Origin of the sequence: Methanosarcina sp. 1.H.A.2.2, assembly GCF_000979975.1 — an archaeon.
Lineage (GTDB): Archaea > Halobacteriota > Methanosarcinia > Methanosarcinales > Methanosarcinaceae > Methanosarcina.
Map to the genome: position 1 here is coordinate 36,760 of NZ_JJQL01000076.1, position 23,525 is coordinate 60,284.

The 23,525-nt window shown below is 42.3% G+C and carries 21 protein-coding genes and 1 pseudogene; 12 read left to right on the top strand and 10 right to left on the bottom strand.

Annotated features, from left to right (window positions below; genetic code table 11):
• Window positions 1–9 precede the first annotated feature (9 nt).
• The 3 genes from glp to crcB (EO93_RS11510) all read left to right on the top strand — a co-directional run bounded on the left by glp (window position 10) and on the right by crcB (EO93_RS11510) (window position 2,124).
• The gene (glp, locus tag EO93_RS11500) at window positions 10–1,200 is read left to right on the top strand and encodes a gephyrin-like molybdotransferase Glp (RefSeq protein WP_048162645.1); all 1,191 of its coding nucleotides are present in this window, start codon (window positions 10–12) and stop codon (window positions 1,198–1,200) included.
• 171 nt (window positions 1,201–1,371) lie between these two features.
• Window positions 1,372–1,752: a fluoride efflux transporter CrcB gene (gene crcB, locus EO93_RS11505; RefSeq protein ID WP_048162646.1), complete on the top strand. Its 381-nt coding sequence runs from the start codon at window positions 1,372–1,374 to the stop codon at window positions 1,750–1,752.
• 3 nt (window positions 1,753–1,755) lie between these two features.
• A complete protein-coding gene (gene crcB / locus EO93_RS11510) occupies window positions 1,756–2,124 on the top strand; it encodes a fluoride efflux transporter CrcB (RefSeq protein WP_048162647.1) in 369 nt (122 codons plus the stop codon).
• 272 nt (window positions 2,125–2,396) lie between these two features.
• On the opposite strand, the gene EO93_RS17790 is transcribed toward crcB (EO93_RS11510), so the two are convergent.
• Window positions 2,397–2,570, bottom strand: a complete 174-nt coding sequence (locus EO93_RS17790; protein WP_162197436.1) for a DUF5350 domain-containing protein — start codon at window positions 2,568–2,570, stop codon at window positions 2,397–2,399.
• Window positions 2,571–3,448: 878 nt separating this feature from the next.
• Here EO93_RS17790 and EO93_RS11515 point away from each other — a divergent pair.
• Window positions 3,449–4,168: a YkgJ family cysteine cluster protein gene (locus EO93_RS11515; RefSeq protein WP_048162648.1), complete on the top strand. Its 720-nt coding sequence runs from the start codon at window positions 3,449–3,451 to the stop codon at window positions 4,166–4,168.
• A gap of 229 nt (window positions 4,169–4,397) precedes the next feature.
• Here EO93_RS11515 and EO93_RS11520 read toward each other — a convergent pair whose 3' ends face one another.
• From EO93_RS11520 to EO93_RS11535, 4 genes are all read right to left on the bottom strand, one after another.
• Complete coding sequence (locus EO93_RS11520) at window positions 4,398–5,084, bottom strand: 2,5-diamino-6-(ribosylamino)-4(3H)-pyrimidinone 5'-phosphate reductase (protein WP_048162649.1); 687 nt, start codon at window positions 5,082–5,084, stop codon at window positions 4,398–4,400.
• 223 nt (window positions 5,085–5,307) lie between these two features.
• Window positions 5,308–6,162 carry a CBS domain-containing protein gene (locus EO93_RS11525; protein WP_048162658.1) on the bottom strand — a complete coding sequence of 285 codons (855 nt, stop codon included), beginning with the start codon at window positions 6,160–6,162 and terminating at the stop codon, window positions 5,308–5,310.
• An 85-nt stretch (window positions 6,163–6,247) separates the two neighbouring features.
• A complete protein-coding gene (locus EO93_RS11530) occupies window positions 6,248–6,700 on the bottom strand; it encodes a universal stress protein (protein WP_048162650.1) in 453 nt (150 codons plus the stop codon).
• 19 nt (window positions 6,701–6,719) lie between these two features.
• Complete coding sequence (locus EO93_RS11535) at window positions 6,720–7,829, bottom strand: amidohydrolase family protein (RefSeq protein ID WP_048135912.1); 1,110 nt, start codon at window positions 7,827–7,829, stop codon at window positions 6,720–6,722.
• Between the two features lie 863 nt (window positions 7,830–8,692).
• Here EO93_RS11535 and EO93_RS11540 point away from each other — a divergent pair.
• Together EO93_RS11540 and EO93_RS11545 are read left to right on the top strand one after the other, a co-directional pair.
• Window positions 8,693–9,019: a DUF167 domain-containing protein gene (locus EO93_RS11540; protein ID WP_048162659.1), complete on the top strand. Its 327-nt coding sequence runs from the start codon at window positions 8,693–8,695 to the stop codon at window positions 9,017–9,019.
• Between the two features lie 67 nt (window positions 9,020–9,086).
• A complete protein-coding gene (locus EO93_RS11545) occupies window positions 9,087–9,521 on the top strand; it encodes a toprim domain-containing protein (RefSeq protein WP_048162651.1) in 435 nt (144 codons plus the stop codon).
• Window positions 9,522–9,807: 286 nt separating this feature from the next.
• Here EO93_RS11545 and EO93_RS11550 read toward each other — a convergent pair whose 3' ends face one another.
• Window positions 9,808–10,224 carry a DUF356 domain-containing protein gene (locus EO93_RS11550; RefSeq protein WP_048135917.1) on the bottom strand — a complete coding sequence of 139 codons (417 nt, stop codon included), beginning with the start codon at window positions 10,222–10,224 and terminating at the stop codon, window positions 9,808–9,810.
• Between the two features lie 925 nt (window positions 10,225–11,149).
• On the opposite strand from EO93_RS11550, the gene EO93_RS11555 reads away from it, so the two are divergent.
• The 3 genes from EO93_RS11555 to proC all read left to right on the top strand — a co-directional run bounded on the left by EO93_RS11555 (window position 11,150) and on the right by proC (window position 14,824).
• Window positions 11,150–12,493, top strand: a complete 1,344-nt coding sequence (locus EO93_RS11555; RefSeq protein ID WP_048162652.1) for a glutamate-5-semialdehyde dehydrogenase — start codon at window positions 11,150–11,152, stop codon at window positions 12,491–12,493.
• Between the two features lie 138 nt (window positions 12,494–12,631).
• The gene (proB, locus tag EO93_RS11560; protein WP_048135921.1) at window positions 12,632–13,789 is read left to right on the top strand and encodes a glutamate 5-kinase; all 1,158 of its coding nucleotides are present in this window, start codon (window positions 12,632–12,634) and stop codon (window positions 13,787–13,789) included.
• A 222-nt stretch (window positions 13,790–14,011) separates the two neighbouring features.
• Window positions 14,012–14,824, top strand: a complete 813-nt coding sequence (gene proC, locus EO93_RS11565; RefSeq protein ID WP_048140838.1) for a pyrroline-5-carboxylate reductase — start codon at window positions 14,012–14,014, stop codon at window positions 14,822–14,824.
• A gap of 697 nt (window positions 14,825–15,521) precedes the next feature.
• On the opposite strand, the gene EO93_RS11570 is transcribed toward proC, so the two are convergent.
• From EO93_RS11570 to EO93_RS11580, 3 genes are all read right to left on the bottom strand, one after another.
• Window positions 15,522–15,953 (bottom strand): hypothetical protein, encoded by a 432-nt coding sequence (locus EO93_RS11570; RefSeq protein ID WP_235283048.1) that lies wholly within the window; start codon window positions 15,951–15,953, stop codon window positions 15,522–15,524.
• A 78-nt stretch (window positions 15,954–16,031) separates the two neighbouring features.
• On the bottom strand, window positions 16,032–16,379 hold the full coding sequence (locus EO93_RS11575; protein ID WP_048135925.1) for a P-II family nitrogen regulator: 348 nt from the start codon (window positions 16,377–16,379) through the stop codon (window positions 16,032–16,034).
• A gap of 1 nt (window position 16,380) precedes the next feature.
• Window positions 16,381–17,790 carry an ammonium transporter gene (locus EO93_RS11580; RefSeq protein ID WP_048162653.1) on the bottom strand — a complete coding sequence of 470 codons (1,410 nt, stop codon included), beginning with the start codon at window positions 17,788–17,790 and terminating at the stop codon, window positions 16,381–16,383.
• Window positions 17,791–18,835: 1,045 nt separating this feature from the next.
• On the opposite strand from EO93_RS11580, the gene EO93_RS11585 reads away from it, so the two are divergent.
• On the top strand, window positions 18,836–19,825 hold the full coding sequence (locus EO93_RS11585) for an ATP-binding cassette domain-containing protein (RefSeq protein ID WP_048162654.1): 990 nt from the start codon (window positions 18,836–18,838) through the stop codon (window positions 19,823–19,825).
• Entirely contained in the window at window positions 19,822–20,655 is an 834-nt protein-coding gene (locus tag EO93_RS11590) for an ABC transporter permease (protein ID WP_048162655.1), read from the top strand. Before EO93_RS11585 ends, EO93_RS11590 begins: the two co-directional genes overlap by 4 nt.
• A gap of 228 nt (window positions 20,656–20,883) precedes the next feature.
• On the opposite strand, the gene EO93_RS11595 is transcribed toward EO93_RS11590, so the two are convergent.
• Window positions 20,884–21,594 (bottom strand): class I SAM-dependent methyltransferase, encoded by a 711-nt coding sequence (locus tag EO93_RS11595; RefSeq protein WP_048162656.1) that lies wholly within the window; start codon window positions 21,592–21,594, stop codon window positions 20,884–20,886.
• A gap of 353 nt (window positions 21,595–21,947) precedes the next feature.
• Here EO93_RS11595 and EO93_RS11600 point away from each other — a divergent pair.
• A pseudogene (locus tag EO93_RS11600) lies at window positions 21,948–23,426 on the top strand (hydantoinase/oxoprolinase family protein); the annotation flags it as partial.
• Between the last annotated feature and the right edge of the window lie 99 nt (window positions 23,427–23,525).

A 23,525-nucleotide genomic window follows, 5' to 3' on the forward strand; every position in this document is an offset into this window, starting at 1 on the left:
GGCGAGTATATGGGCAGAATATTTAAAGAACGCACTTCAGTTGATGAAGCTTTACGGCTTTTCCTTGAAAGCATTTCCCCTCTCAGGCACACAGAAGAAGTACCACTTGAAGCCTGTGCAGGCAGGGTACTTGCAGAGGCTGTAGTTTCCGGAAGAGATGTCCCTCATTACAGGCGTGCTGCAATGGACGGATACGCTGTCAGAGCATCCGATACTCCGGGCGCTTCCCCTGCAAATCCCGTGCTCTTACAGCTTTCCGACAGTATAGAGGAAGGAACTTCTATGTGGGTTCATACCGGAGCCGCACTGCCGGAAGGAGCCGATGCGGTTGTAATGGTTGAGGACACTGTTACAGCCGGGGACCTGGTTGAAATCAGGGCTCAGGTTTATCCAGGAAGGAACGTCGGGCAGATTGGAGAGGACATAAAAAGAGAAGATCTGGTTTTTGAGGAGGGGCATCTCCTTCGCCCCTGTGACGCTGCAGTACTTGCATCCCTTGGACTGGACAGGGTGAAGGTTTTCCGAAAACCGGTGGTTGCGGTTATCCCCACAGGAGACGAGCTGGTAAGCCGTGAGACTGCCGGAGAAGTCCCTCCACCGGGAATGGTGCTTGAGACCAACGGGCTTATGACTGCCCTTTATGTGAACAGGTGGGGCGGAATTCCCAGATATACAGGGATCGTGCCTGACCATCCTGAGAGCATAAAAGAAGCGGTGGAAGCAAATCTGGACGCCGATATGATCCTCCTCTCAGGCGGGACTTCGGTTGGTAAAAGAGACCATTCCCCTGAGGTTGTCGAATCCCTGGGAAAACTGCTTATACACGGTGTAGGAGTCAGCCCTGGAAAGCCTACAGCCCTTGGAATTATAGATAAAATTCCTGTGGTTTGCCTTCCAGGCTACCCGGTTGCCGGGCTTGTTGCTCTATACTTTTTTGTCCGACCCGGGATCCGTAAACTGGGTTCGATCCCTGAAGTTCCGGAAATTGTCCTTAGAAAGCGCCTGGCTGCAAAAATAAGTTCGAAAATAGGATATGTTAATTTTATCCGTGTTGTTTTTGAAGGCGATAAGGTGCACCCACTTATGGGAAAGGCAGGAGTCCTGAGCTCGGTTGCAAAGGCTGACGGTTACGTGCTGGTTCCTGAGAACGTGGAAGGCTATGAGGAAGGACAGGAAGTGAATGTTTTCCTGATCGAGTGAAGGAAATGGATGTCTTCCAGGTCGAGTGAAATTGATATACAGAACGGATACGGCTAGCTTTTTGTATTTTTTCACTCTCTGGAAATGAATAAAATTTTATACTACCACGGGCTATTGGGACTGGAAAAAACCGTCCCTTACTCCAATTTTTAGATAAAATAAGTGAAAAAAATGCCCTCTCCAGATAAAGAAATGGATAAGATTTTTCTAATAGGAGTTGGCGGCTTTCTTGGAGCCGTTTGTCGATTTTTGCTCTGCGAACTTGTGGAAGGGCAGCTTGGCATCCTATCTGTAAACGTACTTGGGAGTTTCATGCTGGGCATGATAATGTACGACACTGAGTACCTGGGTTTCATAGGTCCTAAAGGGAGGATTGCATTTGGCACAGGGTTTATGGGAGCATTTACAACTTTTTCCACATTTGCAGTCCAGTCTTTCAGCATGCCTTTCATTCCAGCCCTTGGAAATATCAGTGCCAATATCTTTCTTACCCTTACAGGCGTATTCTTCGGTAGGAGTGTTATAAAAGCCCTCTCAAGCAAGGAGATCTGAGAAATGTTTCCAGTTTCGGGCATCGGAGAACTCTTTTTAATAGGCACTGGAGGTTTTATAGGGGCATCTCTCCGCTATACGGTTTCAAGCCGCGTGCCAAAAATCCGGAATATCCCGGCAGGGACCCTGACAGTAAACCTTCTGGGTAGCATAGTGCTTGCACTCTTAACTTTTTCCTCTGAGCCCGAATCCATGGTATATCTGTTAAACATAGGAATTCTTGGCTCCTTTACAACCTTCTCCACCTTTGCCTACGAGACTTTCAAGTTGCTTGAGGATGGGAAAAACGTTTCATTTTTTCTCAATATCTTTCTAAATGTTATGCTCTGCCTTCTGGGTGTAAGCATCGCATATCTTGCCCTCAGGCTTTGATTTTGAAGATATCCCCTGGAAGAGGTTACTTAGGGCAGATTATAAAGATTGTTTTATGGTTGTTTCAGATATCTTCCAGGTTGTTTCAGGTATTTTCTCAGCTTTAAGTTATTTGTTTAAAGCATCAGCTGTTAGAGCAGCGAATTTAAAACACCATTTAGAAATCTGGCTACCTGGAGTAAAATAGCCCGGATTAACGGATTTAAAAAAGACTATGAAGTAACTTAAAATATAGAACTAAAAAAAATGGTAAAATAGAAAAGCCCTTAAAATCACTTTACAAGGGCTTTTGCAGATCTTCTTATGAAGCGCCTTTTATGACCTGAAGAGGTGAAGCGCTGTGAAGGTCCGGGGTGTGCTTTCTGAGCTTTCGATTTCGGAACCTTAATTACTCTGCCTTTTCTGCCTTTTACCTTTACCCAATCAATGCTGCCGGTTTTGCCCATTATCATTCCTCGTTAATTTTGATTTAAATATATTCTGTATTTGCTTAAATTTATAAGTGATTTATTCACATACCATATTTGCCTTATCGCCGACCACTGCTGTTTGCCGCGGATTTTTTCCTTCAGCAGTGTTTCAGCAAAAAGGTATTTTGATTCGAGAATCTGTCAAATCGGTAATATTTCAATGATCTTAATTGGAATGTTTGATATTCCTTGAAGCCTGAAAGTAAGAAATTATGAGTTTCATCAAGCCTTGGGTTTATCATAAAGAGAAATGCTAGTAATTAAATGTTACGGACATTGGCCGAAATCCAGGCATAAAATGTGGAGATATGCGTAAGATATAAATAATTCGACCTCTGGAAAATGCGTATAGATCCATTTTATAAGTGATTTATTCACATAACATATTTGCCTTATCGCCGACCACTGCTGTTTGCCGCAGCTTTTTCCTTTCGCAATGTTTCAGCAAAAAGGTATTTTGATTCGAGGATCTGTCAAATCGATGATATCTCAATGATCTTAATTGGAATGTTTGATATTCCTTGAAGCCTGAAAGTAAGGAATTATGAGTTTCATCAAGCCTTGAGTTTATTATAGAGAGAAATGCTAGTAATTAAATGTTATGGACATTGCCCGAAATCCAGGCATAAAATGTGGAGATATGCGTAAGATATAAATAATTCGACCTCTGGAAAATGCGTATAGATCCACTTGAAACTGTACAGATACCTTAAATGATACCAGAAAAAGGGTCAACTACCCCTTAATTAAAGACCCTGGGGTTTCCTGCTGAGGTTTTATGAATAGCAGGAATAGATAAATAGAAGGAATAAACGAATAAAAGTACAAATGCCTCATTATTCTTTTCTGAAAAGGTGATTTCCGTAAAAAATAATCCTATTGAAACCAGGCTTGCCGAAGTGCGAGAAGAACTTAGGGACTTAAAAAGCTTCCCGGACTCTGAATTTGTCGGCATAATCAAAGAACTGGGATTCAGCTGTGAACTCTGCGCCCGCTGCTGCACTAAAGAGTTTAACGACCATGTATTTCTGCTTGATTCAGATCTGGAAATAATAAAGCAAATCGATCCGGATGCCATCACTCCTGCCCCATATTACGAGTTTTGCGACCAGAACGGCAGGTTCTACGTTTCAGGCTATGCCCTGAAAACAAAACCTGATGGTTCCTGTATTTTCCTGGAAAATAAGAGGTGCAGAATTTATGAGAGCCGCCCTTCAATCTGCAGGGTATATCCCCATATGCTTCACAGGGAAGCCGATGAAACAGGAAAAGTAGACTGGCGGCAGATAAGCGGCTTAAACGAGCATGGAAGCTATAATTCAGAACTCGGCAATTTGACGTGTGAAGCAATTGCAAAGGAGACCAGGGTTTATGAAGAAGCTTATCTCAAACAGATGATTGACTTTTTCGAAGTTGTGGGAACTCATTTCAGGAAGAACCACTTAAAACACGTCCAGAGTATATATGACCGCAGAATGCGGGAATTCCTTAAAGGGGAATGCGAACTGGAAGTTTTTGTATACTGCAGCAGCGGGCTTGAAATGAAAAAACTCAGGTATGAATCGGACAGGTAACCAGCGGAACTGCTTTAATCCGGGGAACGAGCTCGTCAAGGTAATAGAATTTAAAAAAACAAACATGAAATTCTTCAAAATAACAGGCACAAAGAAATGAAAGTACTTTTCAAATCACATTACTTTCATGCCAAATAAAAATGGCTAAAAAGTTCATTTTTAGATAAAAAAGACAGACTTTTGATAAAATAGTAAGAGAAGAAAAAAGGAAAAGAAAGGAAGGAAAATTTCAGTTTCTTTTACCTTTAACCTTCCACTTAAGAAGTATACCTTCTTCAATTTTTTCAGCCGAAAGCAATTCAAGTCCAAAGAGTTCGGCTTCTGTGAAACCTTCCCCATCCGTAAAAGTCGGGGCTGTTTTTCCTCCTATGATGAGGTTTCCAACGAAAGTATAGACCTCATCAACAAGGCCTGCAGAGAGCATACCCCAGTTCAGGGTCGCGCCTCCTTCGACCATGAGGGTGTTTATGCCCATTTCCTTTAATTTTGCCGCCAGCTCTCCAAGGTCAACTTTAAGGGCTCCTGTTTTAATGACCAGAGCTTTTTCTTCGAGGCTTTTGATATTATCTGCAGAGGCTGAATTTGAAACAGCAATTATCCTGAGCCCGTCTCCTTTTTTGAATATATCGGCATCCAGAGGAGTTCTTGCGGCACTGTCCACAATAATCCTTACCGGATTTTCGTTTTTTCCGGCGATTTTTCTGGCGGCTTTCCTTTCAAGAGATTTTACAGTCAAGCTGGGATCATCGGCAAGTACGGTTCCTATCCCTACCATGATTGCATCTGCCTGAGCTCTGAGTTCATCCACTCGCTCAAAATCGAGTTTTCCGGAGATCTTTACTTGCTTCCTCTCTTTTGTTGAGAGCTTGCCGTCAGCTGACATAGCAGAGTTTATAAAAATGAAGGGTCTGTCCATGTTATGGCTCCTGAAAAAAGTATTAAATTGAGAGGCACTTTGTCTAAAAGTAGCCTTTCAGCATTAGAATTATGGAATAGACCTGGCACTTTACTTTAAGTCTGTTTTTCTTTCCGGATTTTTCAGGTTGTTTTTATTTTTAGACTGAAATAAGTTTGAGCAGGAGCTTGAACTATTTCTGACCTGGCTCAAAACTGTTTTCAGTCCGGCATTTCAACCTGGTTTATTCCGATTCAATCAGGGGCTTCAGGAGATCGTGGTCTCTTAAGAGGCCCTGAAGTTTGCGGTTTGAATTAATGATTGGTATCTGGTCGATCCTGTTACGTTTCATTTTTCTTGCGCAGTCACTGACAGATGCAATGTAGGTAGCTGTGATCGGTTCCCGGATCATGACATCACTTCCAATCAGATTTGGAACCTTGATCCTGGAAACGCTGTAGTAGATGCTCATGGTATCCCGCATTGACTCCCAGGTCCACGCATCATCATCCTGGCCTGCGGACATATCAGACATCTCCACACTGTCTTCAATAACACTTGCAGAGATAACGTCCCTGTCCGAGATTATCCCTATGAGTTCCAGGGCAGCATCGAGCACCGGAACGGCTTTGACACTGGCAAGTTCCATGATCCTGGCTACAACAGGTAAAGGCGTTTCACTGTAGATTGCAACTACTTCCTTTTCCACATAGTCCTTGATAGGAATATCGATATTCATATCCGCAATTGTGCCCACGACATCTGCAACCGTAACAAGTCCCACAAGTTTTCCACCATCGACGACCGGAAGTCTTCTGATACCGTGCTGCAGAAGCAGGCGTGCGGCCGTCTGCAGGTCCGATCCAGGGGATATGGTGATCGGATCTCGTGTCATAAGAAGGGCCAGCTGTTCTTCTTCAGGGTTTTGTAACAGGTTTGTCCGGGTCACGATTCCTACTACTTTGGAATCCTTGAGTACCGGGACTCCCGATATATGTTTATTCTTAAGAATTTTAAGAACCTCGTCCCTGGAACCTGGCAAGGTCGCGCATGCGACGTCCCTTACCATTATATCTTCTATGAAGATGTTTTTTGGCATATGATTTACACCTGTGTTGTCCTCTGAATCCTGGATTTTTTTGTTTATCACTTCTTCTTCAAAAGGCTTCCAGTTGATAGCAATATCAGCTTGTTTCTACACTACGAACGACCATTACCGGAACTTTTGAGCCTCTGACCACCTTTTCTGCAACGCTTCCCATGAGGAATCTGTCAAGCCCGGTTTTTCCAAGTGTCCCCATAATTACCAGGTCAGCATTGTTATTCTCTGCGAACTCAAGAATCGCATTACTCGGGTGCCCTTCCTCAAGTACCTCATTTACATCCACGCCTGCAATCTCTCCTTGTCTCTTCACTTCAGAGACTGCCTTTTCCCCCTCTTTTTTCAGGATTTCGTACATTGCTTCCCATCCGGCATCCATTGGTATTGACGAAAAAGAAGATGTGTCCACTACGTAAAGTGCGTGAACCGTAGCCCCACTGAGTTTTGCAATCTCAATTCCGTAAGAAATTGCCTTCTTGGTATTCTCAGATCCGTCTGTTGCAATTACTATGTTCCGGTAAAATTCGCTCGTCATGTCTCGCTCTCCATTTGCTTTACGAATGAAGCACCGCTAATATATCGTCAGGTCTTGCCCTTTTTGTGATTCCACTTATAGGGTCCTTTATCCCGGCCAGATTATTTGAACTCCCATTCAGGACCATCAAATTAGCTTTATTCCCCTTTTCTATCGACCCCGTGGAGTCTGGCCCCATTACAAAAGAACCATTAAGTGTGCAAATTTTAAATACTTGCCTATCTTCGATCGAAAAGACTTTGGACATAAATTCCATTTCAGCAAACATATTTACAGAGTTTAACATTACATTGTCTGTACCTGCTGCCACCCGAATTCCAGCCTCTAGCATTTCAGCTATCGGTGCCATTCCTACTCCTGTTACGAAGTTTGATCTCGGGCAGACAACAACTGGAACTTCTGTCTGAGCGACTTCATCAAGGTCTTTTTTTGTGGCTTGTGTTAGATGGATCAACAAGTCGGGCTCCAGAGAGAGGGCTTTTTCAATGTCACTTCTGCTCTTTTCCCCTGCATGAATTGCAAAGAGCTTTTTTCGATCTCGTGTGCAGGCTATAATCTCCTGCAAGAGTTCCATATTGAGATCATTTGCTCCGCTCATTCCAAGCCCATCGGAATTCAATAAAACCCTTCTTACTTCGGCAAGCACCACTCCCAGAGGAAGCTGAGGTTCTGTGGGTCTACCAAATATAAGGGAATGCAATTCCAACCCCTCAAGAGCTTTATTCAGGGCTGCAATTCCTACAACCCCCCCTTCTCTAAAATCCGCAAAAGCACAGGTCCCTGTCGCAATCATATCTAATAGAGACTTTCTAATGTACTCGATAAGTGTTTTATAAGAAGTTTCCCTGAGAATTCTGTGTTTTAGTCCATCCGGCGGCTTTACCAGGGAATCAAGGTCTCTCTTTACCCGAAAACCGGTAGTGTTTCCCAGGGGAGGGTCTTTGCAAACTGAATCTCCGAGATGGGTGTGGGCATTGACAAAACAGGGCGCTATTATATTTGCAGAATATGTGTGCTCTTCTCCAATTTCCGTGATAATCCCGTTTCGTACACAGATGTACCCAACTATGGGATCCAGTTCGGGACCTGCAATGATTGTTCCGGGAATTATCTGTTCAGTGCCGTACATATATACGCACCCCTGCTGCTCATCAAACGCCTGTGCTCAATTAATGAAAGACCAAACATATACATCATATATAACTTTTCCTTATGCTCCTTTTGTGCTGCCCGTACATTTTTCTCTGATTGGGAAATGCCAGAATATTTATTCTTATATTTTAAGCGGTTGTCCTCAATTATATATGCATGACGAGGGTCATTCTTACCGGCATATTTATAAGTTAGGAAATATATATAGTCACATGTCGCATTGTATAGGTCCTTGCATGAGATAATGGTAAATCCTAACTATGAGTGTATAGACAACCCCAATGCGGTACATCAATAGTGTGACACTGCTCGGCACGAGGGTAACTGAAAGGGACTGCGGAAAACCAGAGGATGAACTTTCGGAGTTAGTGCGTCCGGGCTACAGCACTATTTTACACGAATCTATTTTTATAAAACTTATATTTACACAAATCCATTTTTATAAAACTCATATTTACACAAATCTAAAATCCATTTTTATAAAACTCATATTTACACAAATCTATTTTCATAAAACTCACTTTTAATAACTTTAGCACATAATTTAGAAATGCATATTTAGGAACGATTCAAATATAATGCCAAGGATTTTTGTTGCCAAGAATGATTATTTGGGGAAATGGAACTATAGAGCAATTCCCGAACTGAAAATTTGAAGTTATATTTTATCATTCCTTAATTAGCTGAATTTTATCATTCCTTAATTAGCTGATTCCGGCTGTCTTTCAGCCCGTTTTTGATTATAGCTTAATTCGTTTCGGGCTATTTTTATTGATCGATGATTATTGCGACCATTTGTCAGTTGTCTAGTTACTCATTTATATATATACATTCAAAATGATGACACATATGTCCTTCGAAGAGGCAATAAAAGCTCTGGATTCCGGTATTATTATTGATATTGAAGTTACCCCGGGTTCCAGGTCACTTTCCGTCCCCAGCGGCTATAATGAATGGCGCAAGAGAATCGAAGTAAAACTTACAAAAAACGCCCAGAAAGGAAAAGCAAATGAACAACTTATTGAGAGCCTCGCCAAACTCTTCGGGATCAGCAGTTCGGATATCCAGATAAACAGCGGAGCTACAAGCAGCAAGAAGTCCTTACTGGTAAAAGGGGTTTCCTATCAACGGGCAGTTTCGGTTTTTGGAGCCCTTTTAAAAGGATAAAGACAGGACTGCGGGAAACGGCTTTCAAATTATACCTATTGTTTAACGAAAAAGGTTGCAGAGTAACGTGACTGATATTGAAATATACAGAAAACGGCTGGAAAGGATAGAAGAACTGATCGCAGAACTTTCAGAGCACTCTGAAAGAGGGGCAGTGATTATTGTTGAAGGAAAAAGAGATATTATTTCCATGAAGCGACTCGGTATTGAAGGCAGCTTTGAACTTGCAACCCACCAATCTCTTTTTAATTTTTCAGAGAGAATCGCGAAACTCGGCTGCGAGATAATCATACTCACGGACTGGGATCGGAGAGGTGACCTGCTTGCCGCCAAACTTTCAGAATACTTTGATAACTTTGGAGTAAAGCCTGAACTCCAGATCCGGAATAAACTGAAACTATTAACGCAGAAAGAAATTAAAGATGTGGAAAGCCTGTATACTTACATTTCCAAGCTAAGGTCAAAGACGGGCTCATCTTTCAATCAGGAATATGAAATATGAGACTCGAAACTAATGGACCGCCTGAACACTCCAAAAGTATGAACCAATCAAAAAGGGGAAAACTGATCTGAAAGGGAAAACTGTATAATAAAAATAATAATTAGATGGAATAGAACCTGGACAAAAATCCTGCAAAAAATCAGCTATATAATTCTGCAAAAAATCAGCTATATAAGTCTGCAAAAAATCAGCTATATAAAAAAGAGAGTTTCCTTTTTCTCGACCTATTTCAGAAAAAGAAAAAAATAAAAGTTAATTTGTATTCTAGCCTTAAAAAGAGGAAGTATTATTCTTTATGCATTGGATTGGATGATTCTGCGTTATCCGGAATCAAATCCATACTTTGCGGGTTTTTTTGATGATTGAATGTCCTGTCAAATTCCGGATATTTTTGAAATTTGCCAGCCAGCTCTTCAAACATTTTATGCCTTGGACTGATAATAATTATATGCGCAGGGGGATGAATTTTCTTCAACCTGCTAATAGCCGCTCCAGCGTGATTATTCAACTCCACAAGGGCTGCAGAGTTGCATTTTGACTTGAGTGATACACCCATTACATTTACAAGAAGCTCATCAGCATAGTTTGGTTCAATACATTTCGGAGTCGCTGAAAATTGAATATGTCCGTATCGTTCTAGGTCATGTAATGCTATTTTTACTTTATCCGAGTCGTCTGCCCGGACTAACGCGAATGATTTCATTTTTTACACACCACCAATCAACTGAAGTTATCCCCATTTCGATATAGATCTACCCCTATAATAAACTTTGTTTATGAAACGGCTTAGTGGATGACCATGATTTTCCAGGCGGATATGGCATCCTCATCATATATAATAATGTTAAATAATAATGTTAAAAATGGCCAGTTTCGAGGCCTTAATATTTGTCCGCCTTCTTTCTTTGCAAAATATGCTCAAAAATTACAGGGGGTTCTACAATTTCTTTTTTCAAGATATCGTATGCGCTTCCATGAAATGAAGCCGCATATTCTATAGTTATATGCATCGTATATATATTCGTTTTGAAATAATATTTTGATAACAGGAGAACTTTACCTTAAATCCTATTTAGTTGAGTTATTTAAGAAACGAGTTTTTTTATTTTTAGTAATATAAGATTCTCTTGTTGGTCCTGTAAACTACATTTTTTAATTCCCAATTTCAGCATGAATGGAGATATTTCTCCGGGCTAATTATGAAATCAGGAAATATTCCAGCTTCAAGCGGATTTATATAAACCCCATAAATATCGTTATAAATTGAATAAAAGAAGAATGATATAAACAGAACTATTTGATTCTGTCACAGGGACCAAAAATTACTTCGCTAAATGGTATCTTTTATTTAGAACCTTGCCATATCATATACCGAGACGGCATACAAAAATATTTATCATAGGACTCTCTTGATTCTTTTTTCATCTTCATGCATGAAAAAAAAATCAAATATTCTATTGATTTAGTTCTTCCTCTTATAATCTCAATAAATTACATTTTAAGTATTATATCTTAAGTAGATCTTTGACCCGGTAAGTCTGGTTCAATAAATTGGATTCGGTTAAAGAGCATGTTACCAGCTTATCCTGTTGAAGCGTTCAGGGTTATTACATAAAGACGGTGAATATATGGCTAAAGATATTGAAACTAAAGTGATTAAGGCAAAAAAAGCTTCAATTGAGCTTTCCGATGTAAGCGAAGAGGTAAAAAACAGGGCTCTTGAGGCTATGGCAGAAGCTCTGGATAGAGAAAGAAAATCTATCCTTGAGGCAAATTTAAAGGACCTTGAATATGCAGCCGGACTAAAAACCGCCGGGAAGCTCACCCAGGCCCTTGTAGATAGGCTTAAGGTCACTGACTCAAAGGTCGACGGGATGATCGCAGGAATCAGGGATGTAATAAGGCTCAAAGACCCTGTAGGGGATACTCTTTCCACACTCGAACTGGACAATGATCTGGTCCTCTATCAGGTTAGCTGCCCTATAGGCCTGATAGGAGTAATTTTTGAATCCCGGCCTGATGTGGTGCCTCAGGTAATGTCTCTTTGTCTGAAGAGCGGAAATGCAACTATTTTCAAAGGCGGAAGTGAAGCCAGGGAGTCAAACCGCACAATTTTCGAAATTCTTGTAAAAGCCATAGAATCCACCGAGGGTATGCCGAAAGGAGCCTTCCAGCTAATGGAAACCAGAGAAGAGATCATGAGCCTTCTGAGCCTTGATGCGTATGTAGATCTCCTGATCCCCAGAGGCTCCAATGAGTTTGTCAAGTTCATTCAGGATAATACAAAAATCCCGGTACTCGGGCACACAAGCGGGATCTGCCATATCTATGTAGATGAGTTTGCAGATCTGGACACAGCCTGGAAGGTCTGTTTTGATGCTAAGGTCCAGTACCCTGCAGTATGCAACGCTATTGAAACTCTTCTTATAAACCGCGGGATTGCGGAAGCTTTCCTCCCGAAGATGGCAGAAATGTACATAGAGGCCGGAGTGCAACTGCGCTGTGACGAGGACAGCTATTCTCTGCTTGCAGAAAAGGGGCTTTCTCCTCTCTCAAGGGCTACCGAAGAGGACTGGAGTCTTGAATATAACGACCTTATCCTTTCAATAAAGCTCGTAGATACCATAAAAGAAGCAATTGGCCATATAAACACCTTCGGCTCCCACCACACCGATGGAATAATCACGGAAAATGCTTCCAGAAGGAAAGAGTTCATAGGGCTTGTTGACTCTTCAAGCGTTATGGTGAACGCCTCTACCCGTTTTGCGGACGGCTACCGTTATGGAAAAGGCGCGGAGGTAGGAATCAGTACGAACAAGATTCACTCCCGTGGACCTGTTGGCATGGAAGGGCTGCTGATTTACAAGTATATTCTTATGGGTAAAGGTCAGGTTGTTGCCGACTATGCAGGAGAAAACGCAAAACCTTATACTCACAGGAAGCTTGACCTTAAGTTCAAGGATGTGAATTAATACATCCTTGAATATTTATGATATGTTTATATATTTGAATTGAAATACCAGCGCAGGTTAAGTGCAAAAACCGGAAATCCCGGCTGCGGCTGAGATCGTCTGCAGCCATTTTCCAAATAACCTTAAGAGGCACTTCCATTGACAGATAGAGAACAATTCTTCCGTGATGTTAATAAAATCGTTATTAAGATTGGAACTTCTTCGATCACCAGAAAAGGCTGTGACCATACAAAGGAAAACTGCAACATTGACCCGGCCTTCATGGAAAGCATCGCAGCTCAGGTATCCGAGCTGCGAAAACAGGGAAAAGAAGTAATCCTTGTAAGTTCGGGAGCAATAGGCGTCGGGCTTAACGAGATGGGCATAGCCCCTAAACCCCGTGAGATCCCTATAAGACAGGCAGCTGCAGCTGTGGGGCAGAGCATACTGATGCAGGACTGGATCAAGGCTTTTTCCAGGTACGGGATGAAAGTAGCCCAGATACTTCTTACCTACGAATTCTATTCCGATCGCGTAACCTACCTTAACCTGAGAAACAGCATTTCAACCCTTCTGGAGTATGGTGTCGTCCCGATAATAAACGAAAACGACTGTACCTGTACAAACGAGATTGAAGCAATATTCGGGGACAATGACAAACTCTCTGCAATGGTTGCAAGCAAAATTGATGCCGATCTACTGATCATCCTTTCGGACATTGACGGCCTCTTTGACAAGAACCCAAAAACGCATAGTGATGCAAGACTGCTGACCCTCGTAAAAAAGATCACACCTGAAATTGAGAGCTACGGGGGTGACCCTACAAGCTTCAAGGGTGTGGGGGGAATGCGGACCAAGATAAAAGCTGCAAAGATCTGCAGCATGGCAGGCTGCTATGTCGTAATCGCAAACAGTGAAATAGAGGATATTATCCTGAAGATTCTCTCCGGAGAAGATATCGGAACTCTCTTCCTTGCTGAAAGGCATATTCAGAAAAACCGCGCCCGCTGGATTATTCTTGCCAGGGCCTCAGGAACTGTCCGTGTGGACGCCGGGGCGAAAGCTGCTGTTCTGGGAAAAAACAGCCTCCTTCCGGCAGGCATTGTGGGTATTGAGGGAACTTTTGATAGGGGAGACGTCGTGAAACTCGAGTGTGAAGGCAGGGTCTTTGCAAAAGGAATCACAGACTATAACTCCGAAGAACTTATCAAAATCAAAGGAGCCCACACAGATCAAATTGAAAATATTCTGGGCCATAATAATTATGATAATGTTATAAAGAAAGAAAATATCGGCATACTGGAAGAGTTAAACTAAATCCATAGGGCTCAGGAAGATTTCCCGGATCTCCTCTGGTCCTGGAAACAGTATTATCGATCCGGGGAGTCTAACCGGTGCTATTGAGTTTCCGAAGCTTCAACAGGCAATAAATGCAGGTATGCTTTGAAATTAACCTCTTGCAGGTGAGCTTCGGAAGCAGTTCATTTCAAATTTAAAGTTAATTTACAATTATTTTCTGGAAATAAGGAGATTTCATATATGACAGATCAAAAAATAGGATTCATAGGAGCAGGAAAAATGGGCTCTGCTCTCATGCAGGGCATCATTAAAGCCGGAATCGTAAAGCCTGAAAATATAGGTGCAAGTGATGTATACGAGCCCTTTTTGAAAGAGCTGCAGGCAAAACTGGGAATCAGGGTGTCAACGAACAACGCTGATATCGTCCGGGATTCGGATATTCTTATCCTTGCAGTAAAACCCCAGACCCTGGGCTCGGTGCTCGCAAATATGAGGAATGATATAACTTCAGAAAAACTCTTAATATCAATTGCTGCAGGAGTACCTATCTCCACCTACGAAGCTGCTCTCCTCGAAGGCACTCGGGTTGTGCGCGTGATGCCAAACATAGCAGCGACAGTTTCTGAAGCTGCTTCAGGAATTTCCCCAGGAAAGAATGCCACTCCTGATGATCTGAAAGCTGCCCTTGAGATCTTTTCTGCGGTTGGCACAGCCGTCCAGGTGCCGGAATCTCTGATGGATGCAGTTACAGGGCTTTCGGGCAGCGGACCTGCGTTCATTTTCCCGGTTATTGAAGCAATGGCTGATGGGGCTGTCCTTGAGGGGATGGATAGAAAGAGCGCCCTTGCTCTTGCAGCCCAGACTGTGCTCGGAGCCGCAAAAATGGTGCTTGAAACAGGCATGCACCCCGGAGAACTCAAAGATATGGTTACCTCTCCTGCCGGAACTACTATTCAGGGGGTTCACGCACTTGAAGAAGCCGGAATAAGGGCTGCCTTTATGAATGCCGTTATAAGGGCAAGTGAACGCTCAAAGGAACTCGGGAAAAAATAAAATCCGATTCCTCCCTTCTCTTTAATTTTATATAATTAATTTTCTTTTTTATAAATTTTCAAAACTTAAATTTATTTAGATAAAATTGGGTTTCAAGACACTTTTTTCTAATTTCTGCTTGACCTTTTTCCTGCTATTTACCTCTAATTTTCTTCCGATAGTTCATGATCAATGATTACAAATATCGGTGAATTTTATATATCAGTGGTTTCAATATTACTTTCTACCTGACAATTAAGCCAAGCATACGTGACTGAGGTTGACGGGGGTCATACTTCATATCTCATGCATGACTTTCAATTATGGAATAATTCGCAATTCTAAGGCCTGGTGATATACTCTTAAGGCTGAATTTCTTCCATAACTATTATGGATGTCAGGAATGAATACTAAAGACAAATGGGAATGGACAAAAATCAGAAATCGCGATGAATTGTGGTGAAACGGAGTTTTGGACCTTCTTCGTTCGCCATAGGAGGAATCTTTTATGGGGGTAAGAGGTTCCTCTTCAAATTCTTTTAATTTAATCCTTGCCTAAACCCTTACTCTCTGCGAGATTACGATTTAAAAAAGGTAACGATTATAAAAAAGGTAATTATTCAGGGTATAGTTACGAAAAAAGTATTGAAAGATTCCTGTGTAAGGAAAATCTTTTTCAGAGTTAGGAAAATCTTTTTCAGAGTTAGGAAACTCTTTTTCAGAGTTTCAGGATTCCCAGGTCAAGGCTCAGGGACAGGGCAATTGCTATTACTGAGAACACTGAAATTACAAGGTAATTTGCACGCTCTTTTGATACGGAAAGGCTCCATAGCAGATATTCCATTCCTTCAAGATCTTTTTCTGAAAGTTTCTGTCTGGCCCTTACCTTTTCAAGCAGGCTCAGGTCTTTAACCACACTAAACCTTCGTTTTGCAATATGGTATCTGTGTGTGAAGAACCAGAGGTAACCTGCGACTCCAAGATACCATATTGCCTTTCCCCAGAAAACACTGTAGTGGTCAGCTATGATTATACCTCTTAGCAGGATTGCGGAAACCAGTCCTACCCAGAAATATAAATTAATTACAGGCATGCTGTATCCGCGGGGAATCTCAAAGGTAGGAGTTTCGGATTTGAATTCGGTCATCATGGTATCTTGCCTTATTCCTTGAATCGTTTCAGTATTTGAGAATTAATTAGGTTAAAATGGAAAAAAAGAGGTGCCTGGTTAAAGAGCATCTCCATTCCGTTCTCCGGTTCTTATCCGGACTACGGTTTCAATAGGTATTACGAAGATTTTTCCATCTCCTATTTCTCCAGTATAGGCCGTGCTCTGGATCAACTGTATGATTTCTTCGACCTTATCTTCCGCCACAACTACTTCGACTTTGGTTTTTGGAAGAAGGTCCACGCAGTATTTTTTGCCTCTCCATTGCTGCACGATCCCTTTTTGCTGGCCACGCCCTTTAACATCGATAACTGTCAGGCTTGGAAAACCGGCCTCTTCCAGGGCATCCTTTACCTGATGCAGTTTCAGGGGTTTTATGATCGCTTCTACCTTGCATATTTTAGCCATGTTATTCCTCCCTCATCAGGTACTCAGGGTATGCTCTGATTCCGTGTTCGCAAATATCCAGACCCATAATTTCTTCTTCTGCAGATACCCGAAGTCCTATTACGGCATCGAGGATCTTGAAGATAATGAACGAGAGCCCGAAGCCCCAGACAATGGTTGCTATAACTGCTACCAGCTGGATCAGAAGCAAGCTGATTCCTCCTCCGTAGAAGAGTCCGGGAACTGCAGCAGCGTACGAAGCGTCTGCAAGGATTCCGTTTCCAATTCCTATAGAGAAAAGCCCGACCGAAATCAGTCCCCAGCTTCCACAGTATCCGTGTACAGCAATTGCACCTACAGGATCGTCCAGTTTTAGTCTGTTTTCATTGAACATGACACCGGCATAGATAATTACTCCGGCAATGGCCCCGATTAACAGAGCTGCCCAGTTTGAGACCGAACCACAGGGAGCAGTAATTGCTACAAGCCCGCCAAGAAGCCCGTTTGCACTCAGCGAAGGATCTGGTTTTCCGGTCGTCATCCAGGTGATAGCCATGGTCACGACTGCGCCGGCAGCACCTGCCAGGAAGGTGTTGGCTATTACAAGGTTCATGTAAGCATCGTTTCCACTAAGGGTACTTCCACCGTTGAATCCTATCCATCCGAGTGCAAGGATAAGAGTTCCCAGGAAAGCAAAGGTAAGGTTGTGACCCGGAATAGGCACAGCTTTTCCATCTCTGAATTTACCTATCCTTGCACCCACCAGAAGCACACCTGCAAGAGCTGAATATCCTCCAATTGAATGCACAACTCCGGAACCGGCGAAGTCATGATGAGCTACTCCGATTGCTTTTACGATCGGGCTTTCGGCTCCGCTCAGGAGGGCAAGGTCAGAGCCGCTCCATACCCAGTGACCATACACAGGGTAGATTACAGCTACCATCAGGATGCAATATACAAGGTATGCCTTGAAGTTAGTCCTCTCAGCCATTGCTCCCGAAACTATGGTAGCTCCCGTGGCTGCGAAAACCATCTGGAAGAACCAGGAGTTCCACGTTGCATTGTCCGCACCTGCAAGGAAGAACTGGTTCGTTCCTACAAGTCCTGCTGCGTCAGCTCCATACATTACTCCCCAGCCTACAGCCCAGTAGATCAGGATCCCGAGAATTACCGTCATGAAGTTTTTCATCAGGATATTAGCCGTATTTTTACTTCTCGTAAGCCCGGTTTCTACCAGAGAGAAACCTGCGTGCATGAAGAATACCAGTCCGCTTGCCAGAAGTAGCCATACGAATGTAAGTGAAGTTTGTAATCCTTCAATAGCTTCTGCATTTTCCTCTGCCGTTGAAGCAAATGCCGGTGAGGACAGCGCTATAAGTATCATACAAATAATTATCAGTAATTTCCCTATTTTTTGTATATTTTTCAACATACTGTTCTTTTGCCTCCCTGTATTTGGCCGGCTACCGGTAAGTGCTTGTCTACTTTTAGATATTTAAAGATTTCGCTAAGGTATTTAATTCATAATTTGGCAACTATCCAGCCCACCAAAAATCAGTTGTTTGATGTCGATTTAGACGTAATAGACACATCTGGTAACTAACTAATGAAAAAAGAAAAACCGAATCTATCGCCAACAATTAAAGAAAATAAGCTCACTGAAGTTTGCCCATTGAATCGTAATGAAGATGACTATTGACGTTGTTTTACCCAGGCTGGATAGTTATCATTATTTTGGTAATTAAATACAAGCTGCTTATGCATCTGACTTAAAAATATAATCATAGCTGGATTTTTGGACCGGCATGAGATTAATAATCAGGCTCTAGTTCAATTATTTCAGTACTAGAATTAGGTTACCGCATAACTGTAAGTGCCTGAGTTGGTTACAAGAGAATAAGTATAAAACAAGAAGCAGACCACGATACGGGATACAATGGAATTTCGGTCTAAATTATTCTGGAACTTTCATGAACTTTAAAGTAATTGTTATCGGATTTGTTTAAGAGCAGTTTCTCAAATTTCATTCTAATTTCAGAGTCCAGAATTTCTCAGTTGATTCAAAAGAAGTTTACCGGTTTTTGGCGGGTCATGATCTTATATAAAGATATCTATTTCGTATTTATAATCCGCATTGAATAAAAATTGTTATGAAAAAAATTAATTTTGAAAAAACAAACTCGGGAAAGTTATTGGCCATTTAATTAACGAAAGAAAGAAAGATTAAACAGGATCTGAGGTATCTCTCAGGCATTGAAAACAGAAAACAAAGAGCTTATGAGAAGATAGTTTCGAATCTATATTTCCTAGTTATATAAGCCATCTGAGATACAACTACTCGTGTAAAACTATCTTGATATTTATCCGAACTTAATTGATTCAACAAATATCCTGAATCACTTATCACTCAAAATTTGGGGTCAGTCAGAGTGATGGGGTACGTTTAATACAGCAGGGGGAAGGGGGTTGATTTAGAGATGACTGCAAATGTCATAGAAGTAGATAGTCTTGAGCACTCATATGGCTCTGTAAAAGCCGTTGATAATATCAGTTTTACTGTAAAAGAGGGGGAAATATTCTCATTTCTTGGTCCAAACGGAGCTGGCAAGAGTACTGTGATTAATATTCTTACAACGCTTCGGAAGATCCAGAAAGGAGAAGCCAGAGTTAACGGGTATGATGTGGCAAGGGAATCAAAATCCGTAAGAAAGTCAATAGGCATTGTTTTTCAGATGCTTTGCCTTGATCATGAAATGACTGTATGTGAAAATCTGGAATACCACGGTAAGATCTATTCGATGCCAAAAAAAGAAAGAAAAGCACGCATTGAAGAGCTTTTAAAGCTAACAGAGCTGGAGAATAAAAGGGATACCCTGGCAAAAGATCTGAGTGGTGGTATGAAGAGGAGACTTGAGCTTGCAAGGGGATTGATGACAAAACCTGCAGTTCTTTTCCTGGATGAGCCGACAATAGGGTTTGACATCCAGACAAGAATGAGGATGTGGGAGTATTTGAGAGAGATTAAGAGAGAAGGCACTACGATATTCCTGACCACCCACTATATGGAAGAAGCCGATCAGCTCAGTGACAGGATCAGCATAATTGACCACGGAAAAATAATCGTAACCGGAACTGCAAATGAATTAAAGAATAAACTTGGTAAAGACCTTATTTACCTGGAAACCGGCGATAATAAAACTGTTGCAGAGATTTTAAGGGCAATTGGGGCGGTAAAAACCGTAACCGAAGATACAAAGTCTCTGAGAGTCATGATTGGGGAAGATGTTACTCACGTACTTCCCCAAATTATAGAAAAGATCAGACAGGCAGGAATAGAGATTACAACCATAAACATCAAAAAGCCTTCAATGGATGATGTTTTTGTTCACTACACCGGGCATGGCTTGAGGGAAGGAGAACCACAGGAAAAATATGAAGGAATAGAACCAATGGGGGTCTCTGAATGAATTTTGAATTTCGTGCCATATACTGGAGAGATATGCTGAAGTTTTTCAGATTCAAATCGATGCTCATCAGTTCATTAATCCAGCCTGTGATGTGGCTGGCATTTTTCGGGCTTGCAATGTCAGAGAGTTTTGACCAACTGACCTCTATGATCCCGCCCATCGAAGGGGTACAGAATGTTGATTACCTTTCCTATATGGGAGCAGGAATAATTGCCATGGATGTGCTGTTCAGCAGCCTTTTTGGTGGGACTTCTCTTATGTTTGACAAAAAATATAGCCTGCTAAGGGAAACTCTCGCAAGTCCGACACCCAGATTTCACATCATTCTGGGGGTCGGGCTTTCCGGCGTAACAAAAGCATTTATTCAAACTGCCATGATAATAGGATTCGGAAAACTGATAGGAATGGATTTCTTTTTGGGATATACAATTACTGAAACTCTTATTGCAATCGCAGGCATCTTTTTACTTGTAGGAATTTTCACTTTGGGTTTCCTTTTCCTCTCAGGTTCGATTGCAATCACAATTGAGAACCCGGAAGGAATGCAGTCTATTCTTACCCTGCTCAGTATGCCCCTGTTCTTCGTAAGCAATGCGTTATATCCCGTTGATGCCTTCCCTGCTGTCCTCAGGTTTCTCTCAATGTTTAACCCGCTGACACTTCTGGCAAACGGAATCCGCTACTTTGCTTTAGGAGATAACTTCTCTGTAATGGGTATTCACTATATGTATACACCAGCTGATATCAGCATATCTTTCCTGGGCCTTCTGTTCTTCGCCCTTACAATGTTAGCCACGTCACTCTGGAGGTTCAACAAGGTGGATGTGTAAGCAAACTGCCAGAATTTATTTTTTCTTCGCTTTTTTATTCTAAATTCGGGCATTGTATGCAATCCAAATGGACTTTGATAAAAGTAGCCTTCTAACTCCGTAAAACCGGGTTCAGAAATCTATGGGCTCAAACCGCACAAAATTATAAAACAGGATTTTGCGTTTTTCTCCGGTGGATTTGTATTCGGTTAACAAATAACCACAAGTCTGTGTAGCAAATAAATAGCATTATTTAATACAGTAAAAACCAGCCTGCATGTAAGAATACCAGAACAACTCCACGGTCTTGAATCCTGTTTCTCTCAGCAGCTTCAAATGTTCTTCAACAGTTAGGGGAAAATACTCAGTATCAAAACGCTCAAGATACCTCTCTACTTCTTCCTCACTCCTGCCGTGAGCTAACTGAAAGTTGCCCCAGTATCGTTTTCCTATGGTGATGCCATCTTCTGTCAGCGGCCTGATGTTCTCGAAGGTGACGTAAACTCCACTTTCTTGTAGCAGATTATAACACACGCTGATGGCTTTTGCCCTGCCCTCGCGGCTAAGGTAGTGATGGCACTGTATAGCAGTTATAACATCCGGTTTTTCCTCTAATTCCTGAGAGTCCGGAGAGAATTCCTGGGTAGGTGAAGCTCTCAGAAATTCCAGCCTTCCGGCAGGGCGGGATGATAGTTTTTCCTTTGCCTGGCCCAGCATACCTTCCGAAGGATCAAGTAAAAGGAATTTTGTATTGGGAAATTCCTCAATTGCCTTATTTACCAGGGACCCTGTTCCACAGCCGGCATCCATCCATACCTTCGGGCTGAATGGCAGCGATTTGATGAAGTTGATAGTTTCCTGATGAAAAGACGAGTAGTAAGGAAGAATGCCGGATATCCGGGCATCGTAATCCTCTGGAAGATGAGGAGTAGCGTTCTGGGTAGGTTTTGCAGGAGTCATAACAGCAGGATCCCCTTTCACTCACGATCTAATTGAAGATTATTTCTCTACGTTTCAGAAACTAAGGTAATTAATTGTTTTCCTAAAAAGAGTACGTCCAATTTTTCATCCAAATCAATTTTACCTGGAACTCCATTTTCAAACCCGGATTTCTCCGAATTTCTCAGGGTAAAAATAAAAAATCGCTTTCTATCTCTGAATTTAATGTTCACAGTGACAAGCAATTCCTTTTATCTGATGTTCGGTATACCTAAATTATAATCAGCTTTAACATAGCCAATTTATTGCACTTAATTATCAAATTGCAATAAACCCAATATTAAAAACAAATATAAAAAGGAGTCATTTTCATCATGCATTACAGCCTTGGGATTGATGCGGGGGGCACTTACACCGATGCGGTGCTCGTAAGGGACTCGGATGGAGAAATTATAGACTCAAATAAAGCCCTGACGACCTATCCCGATCCTCTTGCCGGCATCAAAAATGTAGTTGATGGGCTTAATCCGGGATATCTTGAAAACGTAAAGCTGGTTTCGGTCTCCACCACGCTGTCCACAAATACCATACTTGAAGGGACCGGTTTTCCCGTAGCCCTGATCCTCATAGGGGACCACCCTCTTGAAAAAGAACTGCCAACAGGGCACGTGCTCTTTGCCAGAGGGGGACACAACCACAACGGAGAAGAGGTTTTTCCCCTGGAGCTTGAAGCCATCGAGAAATTTGCGCTGAGCGTGAAGGACAAAGTATCAGCTTTTGCCATATCTTCCTATTTCAGCACACGTAACCCTGAACATGAGCTTGAAGCAAGAGACTCCATACTTAAGTTAACAGGGCTGCCTGCGGTTTGTGGGCATGAACTCTCACAGGAACTGGGAGCCTACGAAAGGGCGGTTACAGCTTTCCTGAATGCCCAGCTGATCCCCATAACAAGGCAGTTTGTACAGTCCATTATTACAGATATAAGAATACGGGGAATTAATGCACAGCTCCTTATGCTCAAATGTGACGGTTCGGTGGTGGGGATAAAAGATGCCCTGCAAAAACCAATCGAAACTATATTTTCAGGCCCTGCAGCAAGCCTCGTAGGTGCCTCTTACCTTTCAGGGCTGAAGACCTGCGCGGTTGTGGATGTGGGAGGAACAAGTACCGATATCTCCTCAATCTGTATGGGAGTCCCTGACCTGAGCGATGAAGGAGCAGTTGTTGGCGGCTGGAAAACAAGGATCCGGGCAATCAGGATGGAGACAACAGCTACAGGCGGAGACAGCCATATCTGGACCGTGAACAGAGAACTTTTCCTCGGGCCAAGGAGAGTCATACCCCTCGCAGTAGCTGCAGTGAAGTATCAGGGGTTTCTGAATAACCTGAAAAGGACACCCATGCCTTCCAGAGAAGACCTGGGGGAAAACATCCAGCCCACAAAGTTTTTTGTCAGGTCAGGCTACCCGGCAGGCGAACTGAGCAAAGCCGAAGCCGAAGTGCGCGGAGCAATCGGAGAAGAACCGGTTTCCGTGCATGAAATCAAAACCCTTCTCAGAAAAGACCTTCATCCTCAGACCCTGGACTCCCTTATTAAAAAGCGCCTTGTCCAGGCAATTGGCTTTACGCCAACCGATGCTTTGCATGTGCTCGGAAATTATACCGCCTGGAACGAAGAAGCCTCCCGAATAGGAGCTGAACGACTTGCAAGGCTCATGCGCATGGCTCCCGGAGAATTCTGCACTGCTGTAAAAAAGAAGGTTGCAAGGAACATGGCACTTCACCTCCTCTCATATATCCTGCAAGGAGTGCCATACACAGCCATTGAAAAAATCCTGGACGGAAACTACTGTCTTAGAAACTTAATTATGGTGCATAATATTTAGACATTTTCTCATCAGCAACTTTTCTCGTAAACTTCCAGTTGATCTTATTTTCATGTTCATTTC

Excerpts from the sequence above, each read along its gene's own strand:
- EO93_RS11585 (WP_048162654.1), top strand. The coding sequence starts at position 18,836 with ATGACTGCAAATGTCATAGAAGTAGATAGTCTTGAGCACTCATATGGC.
- EO93_RS11535 (WP_048135912.1), bottom strand. The coding sequence starts at position 7,829 with ATGTACGGCACTGAACAGATAATTCCCGGAACAATCATTGCAGGTCCC.
- EO93_RS11525 (WP_048162658.1), bottom strand. The coding sequence starts at position 6,162 with ATGCCAAAAAACATCTTCATAGAAGATATAATGGTAAGGGACGTCGCA.
- EO93_RS11520 (WP_048162649.1), bottom strand. The coding sequence starts at position 5,084 with ATGGACAGACCCTTCATTTTTATAAACTCTGCTATGTCAGCTGACGGC.
- glp (WP_048162645.1), top strand. The coding sequence starts at position 10 with ATGGGCAGAATATTTAAAGAACGCACTTCAGTTGATGAAGCTTTACGG.
- EO93_RS17790 (WP_162197436.1), bottom strand. The coding sequence starts at position 2,570 with ATGGGCAAAACCGGCAGCATTGATTGGGTAAAGGTAAAAGGCAGAAAA.
- proC (WP_048140838.1), top strand. The coding sequence starts at position 14,012 with ATGACAGATCAAAAAATAGGATTCATAGGAGCAGGAAAAATGGGCTCT.
- crcB (WP_048162646.1), top strand. The coding sequence starts at position 1,372 with ATGCCCTCTCCAGATAAAGAAATGGATAAGATTTTTCTAATAGGAGTT.
- EO93_RS11555 (WP_048162652.1), top strand. The coding sequence starts at position 11,150 with ATGGCTAAAGATATTGAAACTAAAGTGATTAAGGCAAAAAAAGCTTCA.
- EO93_RS11580 (WP_048162653.1), bottom strand. The coding sequence starts at position 17,790 with ATGTTGAAAAATATACAAAAAATAGGGAAATTACTGATAATTATTTGT.
- EO93_RS11575 (WP_048135925.1), bottom strand. The coding sequence starts at position 16,379 with ATGGCTAAAATATGCAAGGTAGAAGCGATCATAAAACCCCTGAAACTG.
- EO93_RS11595 (WP_048162656.1), bottom strand. The coding sequence starts at position 21,594 with ATGACTCCTGCAAAACCTACCCAGAACGCTACTCCTCATCTTCCAGAG.
- crcB (WP_048162647.1), top strand. The coding sequence starts at position 1,756 with ATGTTTCCAGTTTCGGGCATCGGAGAACTCTTTTTAATAGGCACTGGA.
- EO93_RS11530 (WP_048162650.1), bottom strand. The coding sequence starts at position 6,700 with ATGACGAGCGAATTTTACCGGAACATAGTAATTGCAACAGACGGATCT.
- EO93_RS11570 (WP_235283048.1), bottom strand. The coding sequence starts at position 15,953 with ATGATGACCGAATTCAAATCCGAAACTCCTACCTTTGAGATTCCCCGC.
- EO93_RS11590 (WP_048162655.1), top strand. The coding sequence starts at position 19,822 with ATGAATTTTGAATTTCGTGCCATATACTGGAGAGATATGCTGAAGTTT.
- EO93_RS11550 (WP_048135917.1), bottom strand. The coding sequence starts at position 10,224 with ATGAAATCATTCGCGTTAGTCCGGGCAGACGACTCGGATAAAGTAAAA.
- EO93_RS11540 (WP_048162659.1), top strand. The coding sequence starts at position 8,693 with ATGACACATATGTCCTTCGAAGAGGCAATAAAAGCTCTGGATTCCGGT.